This window comes from Kribbella sp. CA-294648, from assembly GCF_050943845.1.
Lineage (GTDB): Bacteria > Actinomycetota > Actinomycetes > Propionibacteriales > Kribbellaceae > Kribbella.
This window is the reverse complement of sequence record NZ_CP191981.1, coordinates 3,204,953-3,231,023: the sequence shown is the minus strand read 5'-3', so window position 1 is coordinate 3,231,023 and position 26,071 is coordinate 3,204,953. Positions and strand designations below refer to the sequence as shown.

General features: G+C 67.5%; 25 protein-coding genes and 2 tRNA genes. 10 read left to right on the top strand and 17 right to left on the bottom strand.

The window, feature by feature from the left end:
* Positions 1-15 precede the first annotated feature (15 nt).
* A complete protein-coding gene (locus ACQPYM_RS15550; RefSeq protein WP_433021191.1) occupies positions 16-720 on the top strand; it encodes a M50 family metallopeptidase in 705 nt (234 codons plus the stop codon).
* On the opposite strand, the gene ACQPYM_RS15545 is transcribed toward ACQPYM_RS15550, so the two are convergent.
* Positions 717-1,748 (bottom strand): aldo/keto reductase, encoded by a 1,032-nt coding sequence (locus ACQPYM_RS15545; protein ID WP_433021189.1) that lies wholly within the window; start codon positions 1,746-1,748, stop codon positions 717-719. The genes ACQPYM_RS15550 and ACQPYM_RS15545 overlap by 4 nt on opposite strands.
* Before the next feature lie 111 nt (positions 1,749-1,859).
* On the opposite strand from ACQPYM_RS15545, the gene ACQPYM_RS15540 reads away from it, so the two are divergent.
* Complete coding sequence (locus ACQPYM_RS15540; protein ID WP_433021187.1) at positions 1,860-2,360, top strand: mycothiol transferase; 501 nt, start codon at positions 1,860-1,862, stop codon at positions 2,358-2,360.
* Here the strand turns inward: ACQPYM_RS15540 and ACQPYM_RS15535 are convergent.
* Together ACQPYM_RS15535 and ACQPYM_RS15530 are read right to left on the bottom strand one after the other, a co-directional pair.
* Positions 2,353-3,489, bottom strand: coding sequence for a hypothetical protein (locus ACQPYM_RS15535; protein WP_433021185.1), 1,137 nt, complete (start codon positions 3,487-3,489; stop codon positions 2,353-2,355). The genes ACQPYM_RS15540 and ACQPYM_RS15535 overlap by 8 nt on opposite strands.
* Positions 3,489-4,355 carry an exodeoxyribonuclease III gene (locus tag ACQPYM_RS15530; protein ID WP_433021184.1) on the bottom strand — a complete coding sequence of 289 codons (867 nt, stop codon included), beginning with the start codon at positions 4,353-4,355 and terminating at the stop codon, positions 3,489-3,491. The genes ACQPYM_RS15535 and ACQPYM_RS15530 overlap by 1 nt, the downstream gene beginning before the upstream one ends.
* A 46-nt stretch (positions 4,356-4,401) precedes the next feature.
* Here ACQPYM_RS15530 and ACQPYM_RS15525 point away from each other — a divergent pair, with 46 nt between their 5' ends.
* Positions 4,402-5,550 carry a winged helix DNA-binding domain-containing protein gene (locus ACQPYM_RS15525; protein WP_433021182.1) on the top strand — a complete coding sequence of 383 codons (1,149 nt, stop codon included), beginning with the start codon at positions 4,402-4,404 and terminating at the stop codon, positions 5,548-5,550.
* On the opposite strand, the gene ACQPYM_RS15520 is transcribed toward ACQPYM_RS15525, so the two are convergent.
* Positions 5,547-5,900: a VOC family protein gene (locus ACQPYM_RS15520; protein ID WP_433021180.1), complete on the bottom strand. Its 354-nt coding sequence runs from the start codon at positions 5,898-5,900 to the stop codon at positions 5,547-5,549. The two genes, ACQPYM_RS15525 and ACQPYM_RS15520, sit on opposite strands and share 4 nt — an antisense overlap.
* A gap of 206 nt (positions 5,901-6,106) precedes the next feature.
* Here ACQPYM_RS15520 and ACQPYM_RS15515 point away from each other — a divergent pair, with 206 nt between their 5' ends.
* On the top strand, positions 6,107-6,589 hold the full coding sequence (locus ACQPYM_RS15515; RefSeq protein WP_433021178.1) for a hypothetical protein: 483 nt from the start codon (positions 6,107-6,109) through the stop codon (positions 6,587-6,589).
* A gap of 3 nt (positions 6,590-6,592) precedes the next feature.
* Here the strand turns inward: ACQPYM_RS15515 and ACQPYM_RS15510 are convergent, their stop codons facing one another.
* Positions 6,593-6,961 carry an alpha/beta fold hydrolase gene (locus tag ACQPYM_RS15510; protein ID WP_433021176.1) on the bottom strand — a complete coding sequence of 123 codons (369 nt, stop codon included), beginning with the start codon at positions 6,959-6,961 and terminating at the stop codon, positions 6,593-6,595.
* 21 nt (positions 6,962-6,982) lie between these two features.
* Here ACQPYM_RS15510 and ACQPYM_RS15505 point away from each other — a divergent pair, with 21 nt between their 5' ends.
* Entirely contained in the window at positions 6,983-7,480 is a 498-nt protein-coding gene (locus ACQPYM_RS15505) for a pyridoxamine 5'-phosphate oxidase family protein (protein ID WP_433021174.1), read from the top strand.
* A 56-nt stretch (positions 7,481-7,536) separates the two neighbouring features.
* Here ACQPYM_RS15505 and ACQPYM_RS15500 read toward each other — a convergent pair whose 3' ends face one another.
* Positions 7,537-10,488: a glycoside hydrolase family 3 C-terminal domain-containing protein gene (locus tag ACQPYM_RS15500; RefSeq protein WP_433021172.1), complete on the bottom strand. Its 2,952-nt coding sequence runs from the start codon at positions 10,486-10,488 to the stop codon at positions 7,537-7,539.
* 210 nt (positions 10,489-10,698) lie between these two features.
* Here ACQPYM_RS15500 and ACQPYM_RS15495 point away from each other — a divergent pair, with 210 nt between their 5' ends.
* Entirely contained in the window at positions 10,699-11,244 is a 546-nt protein-coding gene (locus tag ACQPYM_RS15495; RefSeq protein ID WP_433021170.1) for a hypothetical protein, read from the top strand.
* Between the two features lie 136 nt (positions 11,245-11,380).
* Here ACQPYM_RS15495 and ACQPYM_RS15490 read toward each other — a convergent pair whose 3' ends face one another.
* The 3 genes from ACQPYM_RS15490 to ACQPYM_RS15480 form a co-directional block, all read right to left on the bottom strand.
* Positions 11,381-12,898 (bottom strand): MFS transporter, encoded by a 1,518-nt coding sequence (locus ACQPYM_RS15490; RefSeq protein WP_433023288.1) that lies wholly within the window; start codon positions 12,896-12,898, stop codon positions 11,381-11,383.
* A 542-nt stretch (positions 12,899-13,440) separates the two neighbouring features.
* Entirely contained in the window at positions 13,441-14,028 is a 588-nt protein-coding gene (locus ACQPYM_RS15485; RefSeq protein ID WP_433021168.1) for a suppressor of fused domain protein, read from the bottom strand.
* 508 nt (positions 14,029-14,536) lie between these two features.
* Positions 14,537-14,613: transfer RNA gene (locus ACQPYM_RS15480), tRNA-Ile, on the bottom strand.
* Between the two features lie 118 nt (positions 14,614-14,731).
* Here ACQPYM_RS15480 and ACQPYM_RS15475 point away from each other — a divergent pair.
* Complete coding sequence (locus tag ACQPYM_RS15475; RefSeq protein ID WP_433021166.1) at positions 14,732-14,878, top strand: hypothetical protein; 147 nt, start codon at positions 14,732-14,734, stop codon at positions 14,876-14,878.
* 112 nt (positions 14,879-14,990) lie between these two features.
* Here ACQPYM_RS15475 and ACQPYM_RS15470 read toward each other — a convergent pair.
* From ACQPYM_RS15470 to ACQPYM_RS15450, 5 genes are all read right to left on the bottom strand, one after another.
* Positions 14,991-15,063: transfer RNA gene (locus ACQPYM_RS15470), tRNA-Asn, on the bottom strand.
* A 94-nt stretch (positions 15,064-15,157) separates the two neighbouring features.
* Positions 15,158-15,700 carry a hypothetical protein gene (locus ACQPYM_RS15465; RefSeq protein ID WP_433021164.1) on the bottom strand — a complete coding sequence of 181 codons (543 nt, stop codon included), beginning with the start codon at positions 15,698-15,700 and terminating at the stop codon, positions 15,158-15,160.
* A 29-nt stretch (positions 15,701-15,729) separates the two neighbouring features.
* On the bottom strand, positions 15,730-16,623 hold the full coding sequence (locus ACQPYM_RS15460; RefSeq protein WP_433021162.1) for a sigma-70 family RNA polymerase sigma factor: 894 nt from the start codon (positions 16,621-16,623) through the stop codon (positions 15,730-15,732).
* An 84-nt stretch (positions 16,624-16,707) separates the two neighbouring features.
* Positions 16,708-18,612, bottom strand: coding sequence for a DNA primase (gene dnaG, locus ACQPYM_RS15455; protein WP_433021160.1), 1,905 nt, complete (start codon positions 18,610-18,612; stop codon positions 16,708-16,710).
* 15 nt (positions 18,613-18,627) lie between these two features.
* Positions 18,628-19,872 carry an NAD(P)/FAD-dependent oxidoreductase gene (locus tag ACQPYM_RS15450; protein WP_433021158.1) on the bottom strand — a complete coding sequence of 415 codons (1,245 nt, stop codon included), beginning with the start codon at positions 19,870-19,872 and terminating at the stop codon, positions 18,628-18,630.
* Between the two features lie 111 nt (positions 19,873-19,983).
* On the opposite strand from ACQPYM_RS15450, the gene ACQPYM_RS15445 reads away from it, so the two are divergent.
* Positions 19,984-20,655: a FadR/GntR family transcriptional regulator gene (locus ACQPYM_RS15445; RefSeq protein WP_433021156.1), complete on the top strand. Its 672-nt coding sequence runs from the start codon at positions 19,984-19,986 to the stop codon at positions 20,653-20,655.
* Here ACQPYM_RS15445 and ACQPYM_RS15440 read toward each other — a convergent pair.
* Both ACQPYM_RS15440 and ACQPYM_RS15435 read right to left on the bottom strand, forming a co-directional pair.
* A complete protein-coding gene (locus ACQPYM_RS15440) occupies positions 20,636-21,877 on the bottom strand; it encodes a deoxyguanosinetriphosphate triphosphohydrolase (protein ID WP_433021154.1) in 1,242 nt (413 codons plus the stop codon). The genes ACQPYM_RS15445 and ACQPYM_RS15440 overlap by 20 nt on opposite strands.
* Before the next feature lie 11 nt (positions 21,878-21,888).
* The gene (locus ACQPYM_RS15435) at positions 21,889-22,539 is read right to left on the bottom strand and encodes a RibD family protein (RefSeq protein WP_433021152.1); all 651 of its coding nucleotides are present in this window, start codon (positions 22,537-22,539) and stop codon (positions 21,889-21,891) included.
* A gap of 85 nt (positions 22,540-22,624) precedes the next feature.
* On the opposite strand from ACQPYM_RS15435, the gene ACQPYM_RS15430 reads away from it, so the two are divergent.
* Positions 22,625-23,230 carry an ArsR/SmtB family transcription factor gene (locus tag ACQPYM_RS15430; RefSeq protein WP_433021150.1) on the top strand — a complete coding sequence of 202 codons (606 nt, stop codon included), beginning with the start codon at positions 22,625-22,627 and terminating at the stop codon, positions 23,228-23,230.
* Positions 23,231-23,250: 20 nt separating this feature from the next.
* Entirely contained in the window at positions 23,251-24,507 is a 1,257-nt protein-coding gene (locus tag ACQPYM_RS15425; RefSeq protein ID WP_433021148.1) for an MFS transporter, read from the top strand.
* On the opposite strand, the gene ACQPYM_RS15420 is transcribed toward ACQPYM_RS15425, so the two are convergent.
* The gene (locus ACQPYM_RS15420) at positions 24,469-25,995 is read right to left on the bottom strand and encodes a helix-turn-helix domain-containing protein (RefSeq protein ID WP_433021146.1); all 1,527 of its coding nucleotides are present in this window, start codon (positions 25,993-25,995) and stop codon (positions 24,469-24,471) included. The genes ACQPYM_RS15425 and ACQPYM_RS15420 overlap by 39 nt on opposite strands.
* Between the last annotated feature and the right edge of the window lie 76 nt (positions 25,996-26,071).

The window sequence follows — 26,071 nt, the reverse complement described above, 5'->3', positions numbered from 1 at the left end:
TGCAAGGATGTGCTGATGGGTGAGGTTTGGGACAACATCACGAGCGCGCAGCCGGCCGCCTCGACAACCGTCGTCATCGGTACCGGGGTGCTCGCGTTGCTGCTGATCGCCTGGCGGCCGGTCTGGCGTCAGACCCGGCAGGTGGTCACGATCGCCCATGAGGGCGCGCACGGCCTCATCGCGCTGCTCGTCGGTCGCCAGCTCGCCGGCATCCGGCTGCACTCGGACACGTCGGGCGTGACGGTCTCGCGTGGCAAGCCGGACGGCGCAGGCATGATCGCCGTCCTCCTGGTCGGCTACCCCGGACCTGCGCTCTTCGGGATCGGCGCAGCCTTCGTCCTGGGCCAGGGGTACGCCGTTGCGCTGCTCTGGGGGCTCCTGCTCGCGCTGCTCCTGCTGCTGCTCCAGATCCGCAACCTGTTCGGCCTGTGGTCGGTGGTTGCCTTCGGCGCCTTGGTGTTCGCTGTGTCCTGGTGGGGCTCGGAGCAGGTGCAGTCGGGCTTCGCGCATCTGCTCACCTGGTTCCTGCTGCTGGCCGCACCGCGCGCAGTACTGGAGCTGCAGCACTCCCGCCGGCATGGGGGCGGCCGCAGCTCCGATGCCGATCAGCTCCGGCGGCTGACCGGCGTACCGGCGATCCTCTGGGTAGGCTTCTTCGGCATCCTCACCCTGGCCTGCCTCGCCCTCGGCATCCTTTGGTCCGGCGTACTGCCTGACTAGCTACGGCCGCCTTCGAGCGGGCGGTCGCGCTGGGCGGTGCCTGGGCCGCCGTACGGGTAGTCGGCTGCGCCCGGGTCGCTCGCCCGGTCGAGCTGCTCGGTTTCTTCGGCCGTGAGGTGCAGGCCTGCCGCGGCGAGATTGTCGTCGAGTTGCGCGGTGGTGCGAGCGCCCAGGATCACCGACGTGACCGCCGGGCGGTCGACGAGCCAGGCGAGCGCCACCTGGGCCATCGAGATGCCGCGCACCTCAGCGATCGCACGGACCGCCTCGACGACGTCGCGGACGCGCTGGTTCCGGCTGCGGCGATGCCAGGACTCGACACCGCGGTTCGGGTCCTCGCCCAGCCGGGTCGCGCCGGTCGGCTCCTCGTCGAAGGAGTACTTGCCGGTCAGCCAGCCACCACCCAGCGGCGACCACGGCAGCAGACCAAGCCCGTTCTCCTGCGCGGCCGGGATGATCTCCCACTCGATCTCCCGCACCAGCAGGTTGTACTGCGGCTGCAGCGTGACCAGTGGCGACCAGTCGCGCCGGTCGATCAGGTCACACGCCTTCTGCAGTTGCCATCCGGTGAAGTTGGAGACACCGCCGTACAGGATCTTCCCGGCCCGTACTGCGTCCTCCAGGAAGCTCAGGCTCTCCTGCAGCGGGGTGATCGGATCCCAGGCGTGCAACTGGTACAGGTCGACGTGATCGACCCCGAGCCGGGTCAGTGACGCATCGAGCGCCTTGCGCAGATGCCGCCGCGACGTACCGACATCGTTGGGCAGCTCTCCCATCGGGAACCGCCCCTTGGTCGCCAGTACGACGCTGGCGCGTGCGCCCGACTTGGCCAGCCAGCTGCCGATGATGTTCTCCGAGGCACCGGTCGTGTAGACGTCAGCCGTGTCGACGAGGTTGCCGCCGGCCTCGACGTACCGGTAGAGCTGCTCGTGCGAGCCGGTCTCGTCGGTCTCGTTGCCGAACGTCATCGTGCCCAGCGCATAGGTCGATACGACGGTGCCGCTGCTGCCAAGAGTGCGGTATTCCACGACTGCTCCTCGCTCGAGACGAATGTCCTGACAACACTAGACCGCAGCACGCTGGAACTGTCCGAGGTGCGCAGTAGCCTGGCGGGGTCCGCAGGATGAAGGGAAAAATCGATGAACACCAGCGAACTGCTGCTCGATGCTTTCGGCCGGATCGAGGAGGTCGTGCGGGAAGCCGTCGACGGGCTCGACGACAAGACGCTCGCGACCAGACCCGACGGAGCCGGCAACTCGATCGCCTGGCTGGTCTGGCATCTGACCCGCATCCAGGACGATCACCTCGCCAACGCGGGCAGCTACGAACAGGTCTACACGTCCGACGGCTGGCACGAGCGACTAGGCCTGCCGTTCGACGCGGGCGACACGGGGTACGGGCACAGCGCCGACGACGTCGCCGCGGTGCAACTCTCCGCCGAACAACTCCTCGGGTACTACGACACCGTGCACGCCCGCAGCCTCGAGTACCTGAACGGCCTGACCGACAACGAGCTGGACCGCATCGTCGACAGGAACTGGAACCCACCGGTGACGCTCGGGGTCCGGCTCATCAGCGTGCTGTCGGACGACCTCCAGCACGCCGGGCAGGCGGCCTACGTCCGGGGGTTGCTCAGCTGAGCGTCGTCTTCCAGAGCGTCGCGGGCTGGTCGGTGGGACCGGCAACCAGATAGAGCGTCTTGCCGACCAGCTTGGCGTCCTTCACGACGCCTTCCGGGCCGGTCGACTCGCGGACCGTCCAGTTGCCGTCCGTGCCGCTGACCACCTTGACCTTGTTGCCTTCCGCAACGACCTGGTAGAGCTGGCCGTTGTCCTCGACGGGCGGCGGCAGCTCGTCCTTGTCGCTGACCGCGATCGCCGGGACGTTCCGCAGCCGCTTGCCCTGCGTGCCGTCGACCTGCCAGAGCGCCAGCTTGTTCTCGACGAAACCGGCGATCGTGCAGGCTGTCGCGCTGCGACAGGTCGCGGAGTTGCCCTGGCTGCGAGCGCCCAGGTCGGGCAGCTCGATCCTGCTCCAGCCCTGGTTGACGTCGGTCGACCGCCACACGGCGGTCTCCTGCTGGACGACGTTCGGGGCTAGGCGGACCTGTGAGCCGACCAGCAAGATCCCGTTGCCGGCGGCCGTGGCGAAGTTCGGGCTGAGCATCAGCGACGGAGTGCTCTCCAGCGGCGTCTTCGCCGACGGCTGCCGCACCCACTGGTCGGTCCCGCGCGGCAACCAGATCGCCCCGTCCAGGCCGGTCTGCGCACTCCCCCAGGAGCCGGCCAACGCCTGACCTGTCGGCGTGATGATCGCGGCGTACAGGGCTCCCGCAGTCTGCCCACCGAACGTGTTGAACTCCTGCGGGTACTCCGTCAGCGCATTGGCCGAGCCGGTCCACACGGTCCAGCGGGTGTTGGCGTGGGCTCCGCCGGGTGCACCACCCAACGCGAGCAGCCGTTGGCCGTCGGACGCGATCGAGTGCCAAGTCGCCTCGAACGCGTACGGACTGTTGGCGTGGACCTTGATCTCCTGCCGGCTGCCGTCCGCCTGCTGGAGCAGCAACCTGGGCGCGACCTTCGCACTGCGGTCACGCAACCCGATCAGCAACTGCTCGCCATGCGCGGTCAGTACTACGGGCTCGGCGGGCAGCTCGACTTTCGTCCACACCACCGCTGCGACGGCCTGCGGTGCGGCCTTGTCCTCGGTACAGCCCGCGATGACGAGGATGAGCGCGCCGACGAGCGCGGCCGGGCGGAGGCCTCTCATCAGCGGTTCTGCGGAAGCTTGGTGGTCTTCTTCCTCGCGCCGCGTGGTGCCGACGGTGGCGGCACCATCGGCCCGATGTCGCCGTCCGGAGCGGTGTCCAGGTCGACGATCACCGGAGCGTGGTCGCTCGGGCCGGTCCCCTTGCGCGCCTTGCGATCGATCCAGGCCGCCTTCACCCGTTCGGCGACCGGCGTGGTCGCGAGCATCAGGTCGATCCGCATCCCGAGGTCCTGGTGGAACATGCCCGCGCGGTAGTCCCAGTAGCTGAACACGCGGTCGGTCGGCCAGCGGTCCCGGACAACGTCGTGCAGCCCGGTCGCCATCAGGTCGGCCAATGCCTGCCGCTCGGGCGCGGTGACGTGCGTCGATCCGACGTACGCCGCGGGGTCGAAGACATCGGCGTCGGTCGGCGCGATGTTCATGTCACCACAGACGATCTGGTCGGCGGGTCCGGCCGCGACGACGTCCTTCAGCGCGGCGAGCCAGGCCAGCTTGTACTGGTAGTGATCCGAGTCGGGCACCCGCCCGTTCGGCACGTAGAGGGAGTAGACCCGCACGCCGCCGCACGTCGCGGCGATCGCCCGCGCCTCCGGATCGGGGAAGCCCGGCGCCCCGGCGACTCCGGTGACGACGTCTTCCAGTCCGACCTTGGACAGCAGCGCCACGCCGTTCCACTGCGCCTGGCCGTAGGTGACGGTCTCGTAGCCGCGCCCGGACAACTCGTCACCGAGCAGCTTCGTGAAAGCGTCGTCCGCCAGCTTGGTCTCCTGCAGGCACACGACATCGGGCTGCCGTTCGTCCAGCCAGCCCAGTAGCCGCGGCATCCGCTGCTTCACCGAATTCACATTCCAGGTAGCTACTCGCACCAGACCTACGGTAGCTCCCGAACAGCTCTGGTCCTGCCTTGCGCCGATGTGGTCGGATGTCCTGGTGAAGATCAGCGCCGCGGAGCTCAATCGGGCGACGCTTGCCCGGCAGTTGTTGCTGGCCCGCGAACCGCTCGGCGTGCTCGAGGGCACCCGCCGGATCGTGGCGATCCAGGGCCAGCACCCGGCCTCGCCGTACCTCGCGCTCTGGAACCGGCTGGTCGATTTCGATCCGGCGGACCTGGACGCCGCGTTCGCCGAAGGCCACGTGGTGAAGTCGACGCTGCTGCGCGGCACCTTGCATGTCGTACACGTCGACGATCACCTGCCGTTCCACCTGGCCATGCAGCCGATGTTGCGGTCACACCTCGGTCAGGCGCGTTCCGGTGGGCTGGCACCCGAGGCGGTCTACGAATTGATCCCGGGGCTGGTGGAGTTCGCCGCGGAGCCTCGGGGCACCGCGGCGATCGAGCAATGGATCAGCGAACGCTGCAGCGCACCCGGCAAGGCCGTCTGGTGGGGCATCCGCAACTTCGCACCACTCCTGCATTCCCCGACCGGAGGCCCCTGGTCGTTCGGCCAACGCCCCTCGTACGTCGCGGCCGCGCGCCAACCCGACCCGTACTCCGTGGAACTCGCCGGCAGCATGCTCGAGTCGCTCGTGTGGCGTTACCTCGAAGGGTTCGGCCCGGCCTCGATCGCCGACATCGCCCAGTTCGCGTCGATCACCCGGACCAGGGTCCGCCGCGCCGTCGAGACACTCCGCGAAAAGCTCGTCGAGCTGCAAGGAGCTGACGGCACCGACCTGTACGACGTACCGGATGGGCCCCGGCCGGCCGGAGACACGCCGGCTCCCCCACGGTTGATGCCGATGTGGGACAGCACTCTGCTGGGTTATGCGGATCGCTCGCGCATCGTGCCGACGGAGTACAAGGCGGTCGTCACCCGCACCAACGGCGACGTCCTCCCCACTCTCCTGGTCGACGGCCGCGTCGCCGGCGTCTGGCGCACAACCCCCGACGGCATCGAGGCGACCGCCTTCAGCCCACTACCGGCCAAAACCTGGAAGGCCCTGGCCGCGGAGGCCGAGGCCCTCAGCACCTTCCTCGAACCCCGCGACCCCACGGTCTACTCCCGCTACAACAACTGGTGGCCAACCCTCCCACCCGGCGACACCCGCCTGTTGGCGTCTTAGTCCACGCAGAGGCAGAAGGGGTGGCCGGCCGGGTCCAAGAAGACCCGAAAGCTGGTCCCCGGTTGGTGAGAGTGCTTGATAGCGCCCAGCTCGAGCACTGCCTGCTCGCCCGTGTCGAGGTCCTCAACCATGATGTCGAGATGCATCTGCTGCGGCACCTCCTGCTCCGGCCACTCGGGCGCCCGGTAACCCTCAACAGGCTGAAAGCAGATGCACTGGTTATCCGCCCGAACCTCGGCCCAGTCATCAGAAACCTGCACCTTCCAGTCCAACACCGCACCATAGAAGTTGGCCAGCTCAGCATGATCAGCACAGTCGAGAACAACGCTCGGAAATCGTCCAATAGCCATGCCACCGACGCTATCGACCTATCCGGACGGTGTGCGTCCTGGTTCCTCCCGCGGCGCACGCGAGTCGTCGGGCAACTGGAGGTACGTACTCGGCATCCGGATTCGTCCGGGATTGGCGACAGCGCCAGGCGGTTCCGAGACGATCGGCCCGACCGCGGACGAGAATTCGCGCGCCACGAAGTCACTCCACCATCGAGAGGCAAACTGTGACAGTTCGACGTCGTTTCACCGTGATGCTGGCCGCTGTAGGTCTGGCCGCCGGCCTGCTCAGCACCGCGACGCCGGCCACCGCCGGCACTGCGGCCGTTCCCACCGACACCTGTGGCGGATCGGTGTACGTCAGCCCGGACCGGGAGGTCAGAACCCTCGGTAGCAACATTCCGGTCGCCAAGATCCAGCTCCGCCGCGACTCGAACTACTACTACTGGTCGTGCATCACCTTCTACTCGGCGGTGCCGACCGGCTACTGGGCGACCGCTCGCCTCACCCGCTATCTCGATGGCTCCTTCACCGACGAGTTCGCCTGCGGCCGCGGCGGCGGCACACCCCACGTCAGCGCGGGAATGAGGTTCTGCCGGAGCCCGAAGATCCTTGCCCCCAGCTCCAGAGTCACCTTCTACGCCGAGGGGTTCGAGTACAAGGGCTCCACCGAGGTAGTTGCTTGGGGCGACACCATCGAAGGGCGCTGAAGCTCAGGTTGGAGCACCATCGCGCTCGTCCGGCCGGCTCGCGACCTGGGTAAGCCAGGCGCGGAGGTGGTCGGCGAGGGCGATCGGGGCGTCGTACTGGATCAGGTGTCCCGCGCCCTCGACGAGGTGCAGTGAGGCGCCGGGGATGAGGGCGGCCAGTTTGTGGGCCAGGTTGGTGGGGATCCACGCATCGTCGGTGCCCCACAGGATTCTGACCGGCGTACTGATGCGGTCGAGGCGTTCTTCGTTCTCCCGCAGGAAGCGTTCGTCGTACTGGGCGATCTGGCGGTAGAAGGCCGGCCGGCCCGCTCCCCCGCCGGCCCCACGCGATCTTCCGCCCTTCCCCGCAGTAGCCTCAAACCGATGGCTCAAACCAACGCTAGGGTTTGGCCTGTGGATGATTCAGAGCTGGCGACCTGGCTGGAGCAGCTGCAGGAGGAGTCTTTCCGGCAAGGCGGGAAGGCGGTCCGTACGTCGTACCCGCCGGAACGCCGGATGACGGGCACACAGCTGGCGGGGTACCTCCAGCGCCGTTCCTACGCGCTCGCGTCCTCCACCCGGCCCGACGGCCGGGCCCATGCCGCGCCGACCCTGTTCACGATCCACGCGGAAGCCTTCTGGCTCCCCACGGTCGGTGGCGCGGTCCGGCTCCGCAACGTCGAGGCCAACCCGTGGCTCGCGCTGTCCGTGCTCGAGGGCGAACACGACACCCACGCCGCCGTACTGACCGAAGGCCCGGCCGAGGTGCTGACCACGGTCCCGGCCGACGTCGTACAGGCCACCGAACGCCGCAACACCGGTGGCACCCTCGACTGGGCAACCGCCTGGCTGCGCATGACCCCGCAACGCCTCTTCAGCTTCGCCGAGCACGCCTGGCAAGAAACCAAGTAGCAACGGCGGCCGTTCCCGGGTCGGGCGGAGGGGTTGGCCCGACCCGGGAAGGTGACCTACTTGATGGTCAGGTCGCGGATGTTCGTACCTGCAGCGGTGAAGACCAGGTAGACATCGCGGACGCCGCGAGCCACCTGTGGGTTGAGCTGGGCCGTCGTCGTGGCCCAGGTGTAGCGGTCGCCGGTGGCAGGAGCCGTGAGCGTTCCAGCAAGCGGACCGGTCGGGCTGCCAAGGCGGATTTCCACCTTTGCGGTGTCGGCCGAAGCTCGCGAAACGGCGGCCTCCAGCCGGGTGGCGCCACGGCCTAGCCGGACATCCTCGAAGGAGATCCAGTCACCGGCTGCCGTCTTGCCGACCGCATCGCCGCGCACCTTGGACGCATCGATGAGCTCGATCCCCGAGTAGTCGTCGAAGTCCGTGGCCGCGGTTCGCTTGCTAAGGTCGCGAGCCGGGATCTGCTCGCCCCGGACCGCCACCGTAGTACGGGCCCTGATGTCGCTTGAGGAGCTGCCCACCTGGATGTCCTGCAGCGCCGACTCCACCACCCACTTGTTCCGGGTGACGTCCCAGAACGCCAGGTCGCTCGCCTTCACGTCGAAGGAGACCGTACGACGTTGTCCGGGTGCGAACGCCAGCCGCTGGAACCCACGGAGCGTCTTGACCGGCTGGGCCACCCGCGAGGTGCGCTGCGAGGTGTAGAGCTGGACGACCTCTTCGCTGGCAGTCCGGCTGGTGTTGGTGACGTCGACGCTGACCTTGAGCCGTCCGTTCGCCGCGACGACGGGCGAGCCGACCCGCAGTCCGGAGTACCGGAAGGAGCCGTAGGTCAGGCCGTGGCCGAACGGGTAGAGCGGACGGCCCTGGTGGTACTGATACGTCCAGCCGGCCTTGATCACGTCGAAATCGAGCGGATCCGGCAGTTCCTTGTCCGTGCGGTACCAGGTCTGCGGGAGCCGGCCCGACGGCGAGTAGTCACCGAACAGGACATCGGCGAGGGCCCGGCCGGTCTCCTGGCCCGCGTGCGACGTCCACAGGACCGCCTTCGCCTGACCCCAGTCGCCGGTCAGCGGGTAGCTGCTCTCCAGCACCACGATGGTCTTGGGGTTGGCAGCAGTGACGGCCTTCACGATCGCCTGCTGGCCGGCCGCGAGAGCAGTGCCCTGACGATCGTCGTCCTCGCGCCCGTTGACGAACGGAGTACTGCCGACGACCACGATCGCCGTGTCCGCCTTCTTCGCGGCCGCGACCGCCGCGGCCGTCCCGCTGACCAGAACCTCCTTGGTGAACTGAGCCGCCGCGTCTTGCGTGGCCGCGCCGATCTCCAGCTTTCCGTCGGCGCCCAGGGTGATGTACTGGTTGGGGCCGTTCCACGGCTCCTTCACCTCATTGCCGCGGTACCGCAGTACATAGTTGCCATTGGCAAGCTGCTCGAAGCTGAACTTCTGCTGCACGAACCAGCCGTTGGGCTGGTCCTGGTCGTTGACCAGCCCGCCGCCGCCCCGTCCGACGAGCTTGCCGTTGGAGGCCGCGCGGAACGTGAGGGTGCCGCCGCCCCAGTCGAAGACGTCGAGCGACTGAGCCACGCCCGCCGTCGCCGCGTCGGCGACCAGGGCACCACCGGTGGCACCGGCCGGCGCGGTCACGTACTTGCCAGTGGCAACGGCCTTGAGCGCGATGCGGTCCACGCCTTCGGTAGCTGTGACCGCGCTCGCGGTGCCGAGCCGCTCGGCGATTCCGGCCTTCGGGGTGATCCGGTAGGGCATCGTGCCCGAGTACCAGTCCTCGTAGATGGCGTCCGCCAGCTGACCGATCACCGCAACGTTCTTGGTCTTGGCCGAGTTCAGCGGCAGGGCCTGGTTCTTGTTCTCGAGCAGGACGATTTGCTTGCGTGCAGCCTCGCGGGCGAGCTCACGATGGGCCGGGCTGTCGATGCTGTCCGGGCCGATCTTCTCGTACGGGTTGCGCCCGGCCGGGTCGAACTCGCCCAGCCGGAAGCGGATCGACAGCAGATGCCCGACTGCCTTGTCGATGTCCGCCTCGGCGAGCAGGCCCTTCGTCAGCGCCTCCTTCACGGCGGCGACGGTCGGCCCGCCGTTCTTGTCGTTCTCGGTGAAGCTGTCCAGCCCCGCCTTGATCGCCGCGGCCGCGGCCTCGGCCGGCGTCGCGTAGTACTGCTGAGAACCGCTGAGGTTGCCGGCACCGGAGGCGTCGCCGACGATCATGAGCTCCTCGGTGGACCAGGAGCGCACGTTCTCGTTGAGCTCGGGCGCGACGTGGGTGGGCCTGCCGTTCAGCAGGTTGTACGACGCCATGACGCCAGTGGCAGCCTTCGCGGTGAGGGCCGGCTGAAACGCCTTGTACTCGTACTCGTGCAGCACGCGCGGCCGCACACTCGCCGATACCCGACTGCGGTCAGCCTCGACGTTGTAGGCAGCGAAGTGCTTCAGCGTCGGAGCGGTCTTGAGGTAGCGCGGGTCGTCGCCCTGAAGCCCATGCCCGTACGCCGTCGCGATCTCGCTCGTCAGCAGCGGGTCCTCGGCGTACCCCTCCTCGTTGCGCCCCCACCGCGGGTCGCGCAACTGGTTGACCACGGGCGCCCACATGTTCAGCCCGTTCTTCGCCGGGTCGAGCTTGTAGAAGCCTCGCGCCTCGTCACCCACGGCCGAACCGACCCGCTTGATCAGGTTCGGGTCCCAGGTGCTGCCGAGCCCGACGGCCTGCGGGAAGACGGTCGCCTTACCGAGCCACGCGACGCCGTGCAGCGCCTCCGTACCGGTCTTGAAGGAGGCGATGCCCAGTCGCGGGATCGCGGGCTGGTACTGGTGCAGCAGCGAGATCTTCTCGTCCAGCGTCAACCGGCTGGTCAGGTCGTTCACCCGGGTTTTCAGCGGCAGATCAGGATTCCGGAACTCCGGAAGGGCCTCGGCCCGGGCAGGCTGCCCCACGAGAAACACAGGCACGAGCAGGAGAGCCACCAGGGCACTCCCGACTCGATGGCGATAGGTCATGGCGGTTCCCCTCGGCGATGAATCGAAGCGCTTCGACTATCGGGTGAAGAACCGCCCCCGTCAAGACCCCAGCGTCTTGGATCTGCCACTGATTGTGACCCGGCAGACGGGGCTGGTAGCGATGCGTGGCGAGCGCTTGACAGGCGTTACAGCCAGTGAGGCAATGGCATCGAGCTTGGGGGATTCGTTTCGGCTGTGGGGGGAGACCACATGTCTGATCTATCCAAACGCGCCCGTTTTTCGATGGCGGCCGGCATCTTGTCGGCGGGGGCGCTGGGAATCGGGTTGCTGCTCGGGGGCGGACCGGCAGCGATGGCCGTCGACCGGCCGGGGAACAACGGCACCATCAAGATCGAAGGGGAGCCGCTGAGTGAACAGCCGAACAACGAGCCGCACGTGGACTGCGTGTTCAACGTCGAGTTCCGCGGCTACGGCGAGGGCGACTTCAACGCCACCGTCTCCTTCGCGCTGCAGGCGCCCACACTGACCGGCAACCTGACCGTAATCGGGAACACCAACCCGTTCATCGGCGCCGACCCACCGGGCGGCGCGCCGGACCTGGACGCCAGCGAGCAGTACACGCTGCAGTTCAGCGGCGGCCCACACCCGATCCAGGGCTACCACGTCAAGGTGACGATCCACGCTCCCGACTCCCTCGGTAACGACACCAAGTACAAGGTCTTCTGGGTCAAACCCTGCGAGGGCCCAACCACACCCCCAACCGAAACCCCGACGGTAACGCCTTCTGGCTACTGAACGAGCTGACCCCAACCGAGGCCCGGCACCGGTACGCCGGGCCTCCCGGTCCGCCGCAGCCCAGGAACGAGCACCCAGTTCGGCCATCCTCCCGACCACCCCTCCATCCAGCACGACGACCACCGCCGCCCCACCCTCAGCGTGCGGCCGCCTCGACATCGGCTCGGGCGCCTCTGGTCTCGTCGTCTGGCTCCGCCTTCTTCTTCCCGGCAGCAGGCAAGATCACCAGCAGCACGACTGCTCCGAGGAGTGCGGTGACCGCGATCCAGCCGGCGCCGACGTGCATCGCGTGGACGAACGCTTCGTCAGCAGCCTGAGCAAGAACTGGTCGGTCGATGGCGGTGGCGACGTGGCGGGCTTGTTCGGCGGAGACTCGCGCCTGATCCTGCACCGGACCGGGCACACCCGCGAGGGAAGGTTCGATCGCACGACGGTAGGCGATCGACATGATCGTGCCACCTACCGCGATTCCGATCACGCTGCCGGTTTGTCGCACCGTGTTGGTGACAGCCGATCCGGCACCGGCCTGTTCCAACGGCAGGTCGCTGATCAGTGCGGCCGTGACGGGGCCGATCACTATGCCGATCGAAAGACCCTGGATCAGCAGCAGGATCTCGATCCAGACGAGCGGAGTCTGCAGGCCGAGGAACCCGTACCCGCCCATGGCCAGCGCAGCCACGGTGAGCGCCGGCACGGCGACAGGCCGCAGCGACATGCGACGTACCAGGCGCGATCCGAGCGGCGCCCCCGCAAGCGCACCGACTGCGGTCGGGATATTGGCCAACCCCGCCTTGGTCGGCGAAAACCCGAGCGCGCCCTGCAGGTAGAACGCGTTGTAGAACGTGATGGCAGCCACCGCAAAGAACAGTAACCCGAGCGCCGCATTGCCACCACCGAATGCGCGTTGCGCAAGCAGCCGCGGATCAAAACTGGGCACCGTGACCCGCAGTTCAACCAGGACGAAAACGCCGAGCAGCACTAGCCCGACAACGATCGACCCCCAGACATCGGCACGACTCCACGCAGCCACCTGCCCGGCTCGGATCAGCCCGTAGGCCAACGCCACCAGCCCACCGATCGACAGCAACATTCCAGCGGGATCAAGTGGCCGCCGCGTGGAACTCCTGAAATTCGGAACCAGCACCACAAGCCCAACCAACGCCAGCGCCACGACCGGAACATTGATCAGAAAAACCGACCCCCACCAGAAATGATCAAGCAAAAACCCCGCCAACACCGGCCCCGCCGCCATGCCAACACCCGCCGACGTCGAGAAAACACCAACCGCGGCAGCCCGCGCGGGCCCGGTGAAGGTCCACATCAGAATGGCCAACATCGCAGGCGTGAGCAGCGCACTACCCACCCCCATCGCAGCCCGAGCCGCAATGAGCTGCCCCGCGCCACCCGCGTACGCCGCCCACAGGGACGCCCCACCAAATACCACCAACCCACCAGCAAACACAGTCCGATGCCCAACCCGATCCCCCACCGCCCCCGCACTGAACATCAAGGTAGCGAAGGCCAACGTGTACGCCCCAGTCGCCCATTGCAGCTCCCCAGGACTAGCCCCCAACCCACGAACCGGGTCAGCAAGCGTCGTCAACGCAGTACTCAGAACAGTGTTATCTACCCAAATCAACACCGAACACAACATAAGAACCCAAAGAACCAACCGCCGTCGAACCTTCGACAACGCCACAGGCACACTCATTGAACACCCTCGACTCGATCGGCACGAACCTGACCGACCGGACCATATAAGCAATCCCCACGACGCTGTCAAACCTCATCGAACTATTGCGGCAAAACGCCATATATGCCCTATGCCGGATTTGCAGACCGAACAATTTCGTGCCCCGGAGGATTTGCGAACCAACGAATTCCATGACTTCCGAAGATTTGCCACCAAGCAGATTCCATGCCCACCACCGCGCCCTGCACCCCGCCGCGCTCTCGCAATCGCGCCCCGACGTAGGCAGACAGCTCGTCGACGTGCTCCTCGTTGTAGGCCCACAAGATATGACCGCCGCAGCGGGGTCTGCAGCCACAGAGGCCGCTGGAAGGCCAGGCCGAGGGATCACGAGAGCACAGCCCCCGCATCGTGGACAGACCACAAGCATCCGACCCGCGAACCGAGCCGACCAGACCCCTAAGTCATAGTGACGAGGATCTTGGTGACGGGTGGCTGCCCACGCTTCATCGACGCGGGTCGGTGATGAGTAGTGGCGAGCTGGCCGAGAGCTGAGTGATTACATCGGCTGTGGTCGTGGCCTTCATGAGAGCTAGCTCGTCGGCAGTGATGCCGACCACCGTCAGGAACCCTACGGCGCCGTGCGGGGTATCGATCGGTGCCAGTTGCGGATCGTCGGCGAATGCAAGGGCCGTCAGGCGAGTGTCTGGTGTTCCAGTGATAGGTCCGCCGGGGTCCATTCGGTGGCCCGGGGCGAACGGTTGTCCAGTGCTGAAGACATAGGCGCCAAGCTGCCTGAGCAAACGGAGGGCCCACTCTGGTGGCTGATCATCATCTGCCGGCACCCTCAGCGTCAGTTCGAACCCCCAACCGCTAGTCAGCAGGTCGTCGCTGTCTTTCGCGAAGAGCTCGGTAAGCCCGAAAGTGATGAGTAGCCAGTGGCTGTCGACGACGTAGGCGCTGAGCCCGTAAATCCCGTCCTGGCCAGGCAGCGTCTCGGTACCCCAGTGCAATGGCTCCTGCGTGGGCACAACCTTGGCGACCGCGGCCTCGATAGCATCCCAGCCTGGGGCTTCCCTATCGCCATCGTCCATATTCCAGGTCCCATCCATGTGCCGAAGAAGTCTTGCCCTGGGCAAGGTCAAGGTGGCCGATCGAGGCATTCTCACCCAGCACGATACGAGCGAGCGAGTCCGCACGTCCTGTGCCGCCGGAAACTGGTCAAGGGCATCAACGAGACCTGAAGGGTGCCGTTGCGGGTGACCAACCGGGGCGACCACTACTTATTTCACCTCGTGTGGAACCTATGCAGCGCCCCTCCGGACGACGGCACACTTGAGACACCGTCGCCGACACCCGCGCTGTCCTACCCACCCGCCTGCGACCCGTATGACACGTACCGGTACGCCGAGGCCCAGGCCGCTGGCGATCCCCCACCTAACACTCCCCCGCAGCCGACTCAGCGGCTTGGCTGCGGTCGGTAGAAGGCGGCGTGAGCGTGGGCACCCGCGCAACGGAGGAGCGGTCGTTGAGGACGGGTGGGTGGGAGCGGGCGGAGCTGGGAGCGACGGGCGGAGGCCGCGTGGGCGTCGTACGAGGTGCTGGTGGGGCGGGTGGGACTCGAACCCACGACCCAGGGATTATGAGTCCCTTGCTCTAACCGGCTGAGCTACCGCCCCGAGCGGCGGTGCCGCGTGGTGATGGTATCGGATTCCAGGGGTGCGTCAGGGGGATGACGGAGGGTTTTGCTTCCGTGATGCGGGATGATGGGGGTCAGGTCCGATGAAGGGATGTTCGATGGGCTGGTTCATTTTTCTGGTGCTGATCGTGGGTGCCGTGGCGGCTTACAAGTTCCGGGTGCCGTTGATCGCGAAGCTGACCGGGCAGCCGCAGCACCGGATTCAGCGGGCGATCGACAAGCGGAAAGAGGACAAGCGGCGCTGAAACCAGCTCCGCACGCAGGAGTATGTGCCCGCGCTGAAGGTTGCCGCGTGCGCTGTGGGTGGCCGCAAAGGCGAGAAGGCCGATTCCTGGTGGAATCGGCCTTCTGTGGTTGCTCCCGCGACTGGACTCGAACCAGTAACCTGCCGGTTAACAGCCGGCTGCTCTGCCAATTGAGCTACGCGGGATCGAAGTCCCTCGGTGTCTCCGAACCCCGAAGACCTGAGTAGGTTAGCAGGCCCCGGACCAACTGCAAAAACGGGATTTGGGATCGCTTCCAGGTCAGATTCCGAACTCGTCGCGGACCGCTGCCAGGGCTGCTTCGGCGCGGTCGACGAGGCCGGGTTCGGTGGGCTCCAATCCCTTGTCCAGAACGAAGTTCCAGCTCACCGGGGCGTCCGGTTCGGACGGGTTGCGGCGGCCGACGACGCGGACGCCCTTCTTGCCGGACAGAGGGACGTGGCACTGGACGAGGACGCTGGCGTCGATGCGTTCGCGCAGCAGCTGGCCGAAGCGGCCCGGGTCGTCGACCTTGAGTTCGGTGGCGCGCAGCGGCGTACCGAAGGGTGTGGTCTCGTAGACGCGCAGGATCGACTCCTCGGAGTCCCAGCCGGCTCGCTCGATCTTCTCCCAGCCGACCCGGCGCACCGCGCCCTCGGTCGCCGTCGGGAGGTAGAGCGCCGCACGGCTGCCCGCGACCCAGTTGCCGTCGAGGAGCTGGACCGCGGCCAGGATGGGTTCCTTGCCGCCCGCGGAGTGGCGGGAGGCGATGGCGACCGCCTCGGTGAGTTCGCGCGGCCACGACGTACGGCGAAGTTTCAGCACAGGGCCATGATCTCAGCCCGCTCCAACCGTCAGGCCGCATAGTCCCGCAATCCGATCGCGCAACGGCGCCGGAGCTCGCGGAGAGCCTGGTCCTCGAGGGTGCGCACTTGGTCTGGATCGAGGCCGAGTACTGCGGCGGCCTCGTCGACCGAGGCGGCGGCAGGGCCGATCAGGCCGAAGCGGAGTTTGAGCACGGCTCGCTGCAGGTCCTCGAGGAACTCCAGCTGGTAGTGGAGGTCACGTCGTAGGGCGGCTCGCAGGACGATCTCGTCGTCGTCGATGTATTGGTCGGTCTCCTCCAGGTCGAGGGCCTCGGGGCGGATCTTCCAGGCGCGGGCGCGCTCGACCCGGGCGACGGTGAGGCAGGCGGCTGCGGCGACCTCGGCGGTGGTCGGCTCCCGGCCGAGGCGTTGGGTGAGGTCACGTTGCACGGCGGCCACCCGGCCGGCGTCGGTGTAGGCCTGGGCGGGCATCCGGACGAGGCGAGAGCGGTCGGAGATGGCGCGGCCGATCGCCTGGCGGATCCACCAGATCGCGTACGTCGAGAAGCGGTGGCCGAGCTGGTGATCGAACCGCTCGACTGCACGCATCAACCCGAGATTGCCCTCCTGAATGAGGTCGAGCAGCGAAATCCCCTTGCCGGTGTACCGCTTGGCAAGCGAGACCACGAGACGCAGGTTGCCTTCGATCATGCGGCGGCGGGCCTGCTCCCCCAGCACGACGATGGCTTCCAGGTCGGCGATCAGTTCCGCTGATCTGGAAACATCGGCAGTGGTGAGGCGGTCGGCGGCTAGTAGGCCGGCTTCTATCCAAGTGGCTTGGGTGGTTACCTCCTCGGTGGTGAGGAGTTCGTGGCGGCCGATGTCGCGGAGGTAGGCGATCAGGGCGTGGACGTCGGCCGGGTCGCAGTCCAGGTCTGGCATGGCAGTCTCCCTCTGTTACTAGGGATGATGCCGCGATCACGGTTGGTGACCGGCCGGTAATCAGCGCGCTGTGGATAAGCAGGCTCAGATTGCGCCGCTGATCGCCTGTTCGCGCAGTTCTGCCCGGTAGCGTTCCAGCGCGATCAGTTCGCCGAACATCCGGTTGTAGTCGTCGGCCCGGTCGATCGGGTTGGTCCGCTGGAGCTTCGACTTGAGGTCCGCGATCCGGCGCAGGCAGGTGAGTTCCTGGAGCCGGGCCAGGTGCGCCCGCGCGTAGATCTCGTCGGGTTCGCGATCCAGCCGCACCGGATCGACGGCCAGCGCGCTCACCACGGCCGCGGCGGGATCGATCCCCATTGCCTCCCGTACGGCGACAACCCACGCCTCCCCGGGCGCCGCATTCGCCGGCCCACCCGTCTTCTCCATCGCACCCCGCACGGCCGCGAGCCACGGATGCGTGAAGTCCTGGTCGTCCAGCTCGTCAAACGCCGCACCCATCAGATGCGGGTACTGCATCGCGATCTTCAGAACATCCCACTCGATCACGAACCGCTGATCCCGCGGCGACGGCAGGTCGACCCGCGGCGGCGGAGCGGGAGCCTCACTCGTCGCCTGCACCGGACCACGGTCAGGAGCCGCAGGAGCCGGAGCGGGACGGGAAGCAGCCCGGTGTACTTCGGTCCGCACCTGGTCCACCTCCATCCCCAGATGCCCGGCCAGCTCGCGCGTGAAGGCATCCACCTTCGACCGGTCCCGGATGCTCACCACCAGCCGAGCCGCGTCCCGCAGCGCGTCGATCCGGGTATCCGCCCGATCCAGGTCGTACTTCGACAACACGTTGGACAGCACGAACCGGTACAGCGGAACCCGCCGGCCGATCAGCTCGCGCACCGCCGCATCGCCCTTCTGGAGACGCAGATCGCACGGGTCGAGCCCGTCCGGCTCCACCGCGACATAGGTCTGCGACGCGAACGCCTGGTCGCCCTCAAAAGCCTTCAACGCAGCCCGCTGACCGGCGCTGTCACCATCAAAGGTGAAGATCACCTCACCGCGGAACTGGTCGTGATCCAGCAGCAGTTGCCGCAGGACCCGCGCATGGTCGTCACCGAACGACGTGCCACAGGTGGCGACAGCAGTCTGTACTCCGGCCAGGTGGCAAGCCATCACGTCCGTGTAGCCCTCGACGACCACAGCCTGTTTACCCTTGGCGATCTCCCGCCGAGCCAGATCCACGCCGTACAGGACCTTGGACTTCTTGTAGATCGCGGTCTCGCCGGTGTTGAGGTACTTGGCCTCGATCTTGTCGTCGTCGAAAAGCCGACGCGCGCCGAAGCCGATCACGTCACCACCGGCGTCGCGGATCGGCCACATCAGCCGGCCACGGAAGCGGTCGTAGAGTCCGCGCTGTCCGTCCGAACACAGGCCGGCCGCGAGCATCTCGGTGTTGCTGAAACCACGGCCGCGCAGATGTGCCACCAGCGCCTCACCACCGCGCGGAGCGAACCCGACGCCGAAGTGCGCCGCAGCGTCGCGATCGAAGCCGCGCTTGTCCAGGAACTGCCGCCCGAGCATCGCCTCGGGCGCACCGAAGAGCTGCTCAGCATAGAACTCCGCCGCGACCTTGTGGGCCTCGACCAGCCGCGGTCGCTGGTTGCTCTGCGAACGCTGGATCGGCGCGCCGGACTCGTCGTACCGGAGCTGGATGCCGACCTTGGCGGCCAGCGTCTCGACGGCCTCGTGGAAGGTGATCTGATCGATCTTCTGGATGAAGTCGATGACGTCGCCGCCCTCTTGGCAGCCGAAGCAGTAGAAGAAACCGCGCGCCGGGGTGACGTTGAACGACGGCGACTTCTCGTCATGGAACGGGCACAGTCCCTTGAGCGAGCCGCCGCCGGCGTTCTTCAGCGTCACGTACGAGCCGACCACTTCGTCGATCCGAGCACGCTCGCGCACGAGCGCGATGTCCTCTTCCTTGATCCTGCCGGCCACGCGGTGAGTCTACGGCTAGATTTCGGAGAGCTCGACCGACGTGTCCGCGAGGCGTTCCGGGTCGACCGTCTTCTTCGAGCGGATCAGCTGCTTGACCGGGTCGATGACGTCCCAGCCGCTGTTCACCTGCATGCCGGCGAGCACGTGGTTGTCCTCGGCCAGCCAGAACGCCATGTACGCACCGGAGGCCGGGTCGCCCCGCAGCACGACCTGGTACGACGTACCGCGCGGCACGTCGCCCACGTACTCCATGGTGAGGTCGAACTGGTCGCTGAAGAAGTACGGCAACGCGTCCTGCGATACGTCCTGGCCGAGCATCGCCTTGGCGGCAGCCTTGCCGCTGTCCATCGCGTTCTGCCAGTGCTCGACGCGGATCGAGTGGCCGAGCACCGGGTGGTCCCAGCGCACCACGTCGCCGGCGGCGTACACGCCCGGTACGGAGGTCTGCAGGTCCGGGCCGGTGAGGATGCCCGACCCCTGGTCGCGGCCGGCCACCTCGATCCCGGCTGCCTCGGCAAGCTCGGTGTTGGGCTGTACGCCGACGCCCACGACCACCAGGTCCGCAGGCAGCACCTCGCCGCCCGTGAGCCGGACACCGGTGACCTTGTCGTCGCCCTCCAGAGCCTCGACGCCGGTGTCGAACCGCAACTCGACGCCATGGCTGCGGTGCAGTTCGGCGTACAGGTTGCCGATCTGCTCACCCAGTACGGCGGCCAGCGCGGTCGACTGCGGCTCGACGACGGTGACCTCGCAGCCACGCTGGCGCGCTGCCGAGGCTGACTCGAGGCCGATCCACCCGGCGCCGACGACGACCACTCGGGGCTTGGCGGCGTACGCATCGGTCAGCGCCTTCGACTCCGCCGCAGTACGGAGGTAGTGCACCCCGGCCAGGTCAGCACCCGGTACGTCGAGCTTGCGGACGCGGCTGCCAGTGGCGATGAGCAGCTTGTCGTACTCGACCTCGGAGCCGTCGGCCAGTGTGACCTTGCGCGCCGCAGTGTCGATCGCGGTGGCTTCGGTGCCCAGACGCAGCTCGATGTTCTTCTCGTCGTACCAAGCCTGGTCGTGGAGCTGGGACACCTCGGGCTCGTCCTTGCCGAGCAGCACGGCCTTGGACAGCGGCGGGCGTTCGTAGGGCAGCTCCGGCTCGTCGCCGATCAGCACGATCTGCCCGGTCCAGCCCTCCCTGCGCAAGAAGTCCGCGGTCCGGGCGCCGGCCAGGCTCGCTCCGATGATGACAATGCGTTCGGGCTCAGTCATGCACCGACAGTAATACTTGACGCATCACGGCGGCATAGTCCGCGTGGTACGCCCCGAGTCGCGCGGGACATAGGATGACCGGGCCGGAACCGGCGGGTGACTGGAGGCGGGATGCGGGTGCGGGCGGGGGCCGCTCTGGAGGAGCGGATCATCGAGCTGATCCACGAGCGCGGGCTGGCGCCTGGGGAGTCGATGCCGACCGAGCCGCAGCTGATGGAGGTGCTCGGCGCGAGCCGTAACAGCGTGCGGGAGGCAATCCGCGCCCTGCAGGCGTTGGGGATCGTGGACATCCGGCACGGGTACGGGACCTTTGTCGGGCAGGCGTCGCTGAACGGGCTGACCACGTCGCTGGCCTTCCGGGTGCGGTCGAGCGCCGGGCACGGGATCCGCGCGATCCATGATCTGGTCGAGGTACGGGAGCTACTGGAGACCGGGCTGATCGGCGAGGTGGCGAAGGCGCGCACGAGCGAGGCGATGCTGTCGGCACTGGACGCCCTGGTGACGGCGATGGCGCACGATCCTGGCGCGGACCGGGCCTTCCACGCGCTGCTGTACGAGAACTGCGGCAACGAGTTGGTGCTGCAGTTGATCGGGCTGTTCTGGGACACGTACCACGAGGTCGAGCACCTGCTCGGCGAGCCGGCCGACCGGACGGGCGACCTGGTCACCAACCACCGCCGCATCGTCGACGCGCTCCGCGCCCACGACGCCGACGCGGCCCGCGACGCGATGCGCCTGCACTTCCGCGACGTCCGCGACCGGATCAGCGCCGCTGAGCGGTGAGCCTGGTGTGCCAGCTCAACGCCGAGGGATCCGTCAGCGACGCGACCTGATCGATGATGACGCGCAACCTCGCGTCGTCATCGGCCGCCTCCTGGAAGTCGGCCACGAAGGCGGCGTCCAGATCTCTGGGCGCTGTGGACCACAGGGCCTCAACCAACTCCGTCAGCAGTTCGCGCTGTACTGCGCGCCGCGCCTGCCGTTCTGGTGAATTGAGAACGTGGAACATGCCGATGCCCTTCAGCAAGGCGATCTCGACGCGGATCATGTCCGGCACCACCAGCTCCGCCTCGTAGCGAACCAGTCGCGACCGCCCGAAGCGCGCGTGGGTCGCCTGCTCCGCCGCCGTGACCAGCCGGCCGATGAGCTGACTGGTCAGATCCTTCAGCCCACCAAGCGCCCGGCGGCTGTCGTCGAAGCGCGCACTCGGCCAGTACGGCAGCCGGGTCAGCCGCTCCCAGCTCTCGTCCAGCTCGCTGTCTGTTGCCGTCGGCAAGTAGATGCGCCGGACCGTCTCCCAGTACGGCGCCCGGTCGGCGCTCACCTGCTCGAGATCGAGGTGATGCGCCACGATCCCGTCCTCCACATCGTGCACGGAGTACGCGACGTCGTCGGCGAAGTCCATCACCTGCGCCTCGAGACAGCGCCGGTCCCCCGCCTCGACGCCCTGACGCAACCAGTCGAAGACCGGCGCGTCGTCGTCGTACACACCGAACTTCCGCTCCCCCGGCCGCCTCAGCCATGGGTACTTCGTCGCCGCGTCGAGCGTCGCGCGACTCAGGTTCAGCCCGACGCTTCGCCCGGCCGAGTCGAAGGTCTTGGACTCCAGCCTGGTCAGCAATCGCAGCGTCTGCGCGTTCCCCTCGAACCCGCCGATCTTCTCCGCGAGCTGATCCAGCGCCCGCTCACCGTTGTGCCCGTACGGCGGATGGCCCAGGTCATGCGCAAGGCAGGCCGCGTCGACGATGTCCGGATCGCAGCCGAGCGTGCTGGCCAGCTCGCGGCCGATCTGCGCGACCTCCAGACTGTGCGTCAGTCGATTGCGGACGAAGTCATCGCTCCCGGCGGTCGCCACCTGCGTCTTGGCTGCCAGCCGCCGAAGCGCCGCACTGTGCAGCACGCGCGCACGATCCCGCGCGAACGCAGTTCGCCCGGGCCGCTTGACCGGCTCAGGAACCCACCGCTCCGCATCATGCTCGTCATACCACTCATGCTGCTTCCTCATCACCCCTCACACTAACCATCACCACCGACAGTTTCGCCTTCTTCCAGGGGGCCGCCGGCGATGCAGTAGCGGAGCCAGGTGAGGCCGGGGTGGAAGGTTTCGGCGTTGGCCAGGGAGAGGTCTAGCGGGGTGGTGAAGAAGTCGTGCCAGTAGGGGCCGTGGCCGACGACGACGGGGTGGATCAAGAGGGCTAGCTCGTCGATCAGTTCCTGGTCGAGGAGGGCTCCGATCAAGGTGCCGCCGCTGTCGACGCGGACGACCTTCGCGCCTTGGCGGCCCAGGAGGGTCAGCGTCTCGGCCAGGTCGATGCGGTCGTAGCCGGTGACGAGTTCCTTGGTGGTGCTGTCGGGGGCGCGAGCGGGTGTCTGGTCGCAGTACAGGGCGAGGACGTCGGACCAGTAGCCGAGCTCGCGCAGGGCGTCGAGGTTGTGGACGCGGTGCCGGCTGTCGACGACGGCGAGGAGTGGGCCGTCCGGGCGCGGGCCGGGTTTGGGGGCCGTCCGGACGGCGCTGTCCTGAGCCAGGATCGTGTCGGCGCCGACCAGGGTGACGTCCTCCTGCCAGAGCGTCGCCATGGCGTAGAAGCGCGCTTGATCGGCCTCGAACCCGGTCGTCGCGCCGTCGATCGAGACTGCCAGCTGAGCCACCACATGAGGCCTCATGACTCTGAAGCTAGCGGGCTGCACCGACAGAAAAGTTTCCAGAGGAGTCTTTGCAGAGGCTCCTCTGTAAGTTACAGTTGGCCGCATGACGACACCACGGCGCAGGATCGATGCCCGGAGTCTGCGCGGTCTCGCGCATCCGCTCCGGATGGCGATCCTCGAAGCACTCGAACTCGACGGACCGCTCACCTCGACCGGGCTGTCGGCGCGGCTGGGCGAGAGCACGGGCACGATCAGCTGGCATCTGCGGCTGCTCGCCGAGCACGGGTACATCGAGGAAGAGCAGGAGCGCGGCACGAAACGCGAGCGCTGGTGGCGGGTCCCGCAGGTCCGGACGGAGCTCAACCCGGCCGACTTCCGCGACGACCCCGAGACCAGCGGCGCGCTGAAGGTCTACCTGACGGATCTGGTCGAGCGCTACTACGACCGGGTACGCCGGTACGTCGCCGAGGACTGGTCAGGCGAATGGCAACACGCCGCCTCCCTGTCGGACTGGCGCGACCTCAAGCTGACCCCGGAGCAGTTACTGGCGCTCAACGAAGAACTGCAGGCGACCATCGAGCGCTACACCGAGAGTGCCCTCGCCGAAACCGGAGCGGGAGCGGGAGCCGATGCTGCGAGCGACGGCAAGGACAGCCGGGCGATGCCGGTGATCGTGCAGTTGCAGTCGTTCCCACGGCGGCAGGGATGAGCGGGCCGGCGAGGAGTCTGTTGATCCGGCATCGAGACTTCCGGTCGCTCTGGGTCGGCGAGGTGGTCAGCCGGTTCGGGACGGCCGTGTCGAGTGTGGCGCTTCCGTTGATCGCCGTATCGGTGCTCCAGGCAACGACTTTCCAGGTCGGTCTGCTGAGTGCCGCCGCCTGGCTCCCCTGGCTGCTGATCGGCCTGCCGGTCGGCGCCTGGGTCGACCGCTGGCCTCGACGGCCGATCATGCAGCTCGCCTGCGCGGTCTCGCTGGTTCTCTTCGCGAGCATCCCGCTCGCCGCGCACGCCGGCGTGCTGACCATCGAGTTGCTGCTGGCCGTCGCAGTACTGACCGGTGCAGCCGCCGTCTTCTTCCAGACCGCCTACACCGCCTACCTCCCGAACCTGCTCCAACCAGAGGATCAGGCAGAAGGCAACGCCAAGCTCCACGGCAGCGCCTCAGCCGCGCAGATCGCCGGCGTCGGCTGTGGCGGCCTGCTCATTCAGCTGACCGGCGCCGTCAACACAACCCTCGTCGACGCCGCCACCTTCCTGGTCGCCCTGCTCTGCATCACGGCGATCCGCCACCGCGAGCCTCGCCGGCCAAGAGCCAAGACCGCCCTGGCCGCCGAGGTCATCTCCGGTCTCAAGCTGGTCACCAGCGACGTCTGGCTCCGCACGCTGACGATCTTCGGCGGCGTCTCCAACATCGCCCTGATGGGCTACCAGTCGATCATCGTGGTCTTCCTGGTCCGCGAGGTCGGCGTCTCCCCCGCCCTGGTCGGCGCGTTGATCGCCATCGCCAGCAGCGGCGGCGTGGTCGGCGCCTTCCTGGGCCGCCGGGTAGCCGATGCAGTCGGTACTGCGCGCGCAACCCTGCTCTTCGAGCTCGCACTCCCGACTCTCGCGCTGCTGATCCCGTTGACCAGCGACGGCCCAGGACTCGCGCTCTACACGGTCGGCGCGTTCTGCATCGGTGTCGGCGTGGTCGGCGGCAACACGATCAAAGCCACCTTCCAGCAGTCCTACTGCCCACCAGAACTCCGCGGCCGGCTGGCAGCCAGCTCAGCCTTCCTCAATTACGGCACGATCCCGCTCGGGGCCCTGCTCGGCGGCACGCTGGGCGAAGTACTGGGACTCCGTACTGCGCTGTGGATCACCACGGCCGGCGTACCGCTGGCAGGTCTCGTGCTGTTCTTCTCCCCGATCAGGCGGCACCGGGATCTCCCGAGCCAGCCCAAGGGGTCAGATGTCGCGGAACGTCTCGATCTGGGCGCCCAGTGAGTTGAGCCGGGCCGCCAGCTCCTCGTAGCCCCGGTTGATGACGTAGACCGAGCGCAGTACCGAGGTGCCCTTGGCCGCCATCATCGCGATCAGCGTGACGACCGCCGGGCGCAGGGCCGGCGGACACATGATCTCAGCGCCGGAGAAGTGCGTCGGGCCCTCGACCATCACCCGGTGCGGGTCGAGCAGCTTGACCCGGCCGCCGAGCTTGTTCAGGTCGGTCAGGTAGATCGCGCGGTTCTCGTAGACCCAGTCGTGGATCAACGTCTGTCCGGTCGCCGTCGCCGCGATCACGGCGAAGAACGGCAGGTTGTCGATGTTCAGGCCCGGGAACGGCATCGGGTGGACCTTGTCGATCGGCGCGTGCAGCGTGGACGGCCGGGTGGTCAGGTCGACCAGCCGGGTCCGGCCGTTCTCGGCCAGGTACTCGTCGCTGCGGCTGTAGTCGAGGCCCATCTCCTCCAGCAGGGCCAGCTCGATCTCGAGGAACTCGATCGGCGCCCGCCGGATGGTGATCTCCGAGCTCGTCACGATCGCCGCGGTGAGCAGGCTCATCGCCTCGATCGGGTCCTCGGACGGCGCGTAGTCGACGTCCACGTCGATCTCGGCGCGGCCGTGCACGGTCAGCGTGGTCGAGCCGACCCCGTCGATCCGGACGCCGAGCAGCTCGAGGTAGAAGCAGAGATCCTGCACCATGTAGTTGGACGAGGCGTTGCGGATCACCGTGACGCCGTCGTACCGGGCGGCGGCCATGATCGCGTTCTCGGTCACCGTGTCGCCGCGCTCGGTCAAGACGATCGGCTTGACCGGCCCGACCGCGCGGTTGACCATCGCGTGGTACTCGCCGGCGGTCGCCTTGATGTCCAGGCCGAACGGGCGCAGCGCCGACATGTGCGGCTCGACCGTCCGGGTGCCGAGGTCGCAGCCACCGGCGTACGGGAGCTGGAAGGTGTCCTCGCGGTGCAGCAGTGGGCCGAGGAACATGATGATGCTGCGGGTCCGGCGAGCCGCCTCGGCATCCATCGACGCCAGGTCGAGGTTGGCCGGCGGCACGATCTCCAGGTCACCGGCGTCGTTCAGCCAGGTGGTCTTCACGCCGATCGAGTTCAGTACTTCGAGCAGCCGGTTGACCTCCTCGATCCGGGCCACCTTGCGCAACGTGGTCCGGCCCTTGTTCAGCAGGCTGGCGCACAGCAGCGCGACGCCGGCGTTCTTGCTGGACTTCACATCGATGGATCCGGACAGCTGGCGTCCGCCCACCACCCGAAGGTGGACCGGACCGCCGCCGAGAGAGACAATTTCGGAGTCGAGTGCTTCGCCGATCCGGGCGAGCATCTCGAGAGTGAGGTTCTGATGGCCCTTTTCGATCCGGTTCACCGCACTTTGACTGGTGCCCAGCACGTCGGCGAGCTGGGTCTGCGTCCAGCCGCGATGTTTGCGGGCGTCCCGGATGAGATTGCCGATCCGGCTCAGGTAGTCGTCAGTCATGCGCCGGACCTTATCTCACATGTGAGATACCGCTGCACCGACCCGCCGCTTCCAGCGTAGCCAACGTCACGACGCA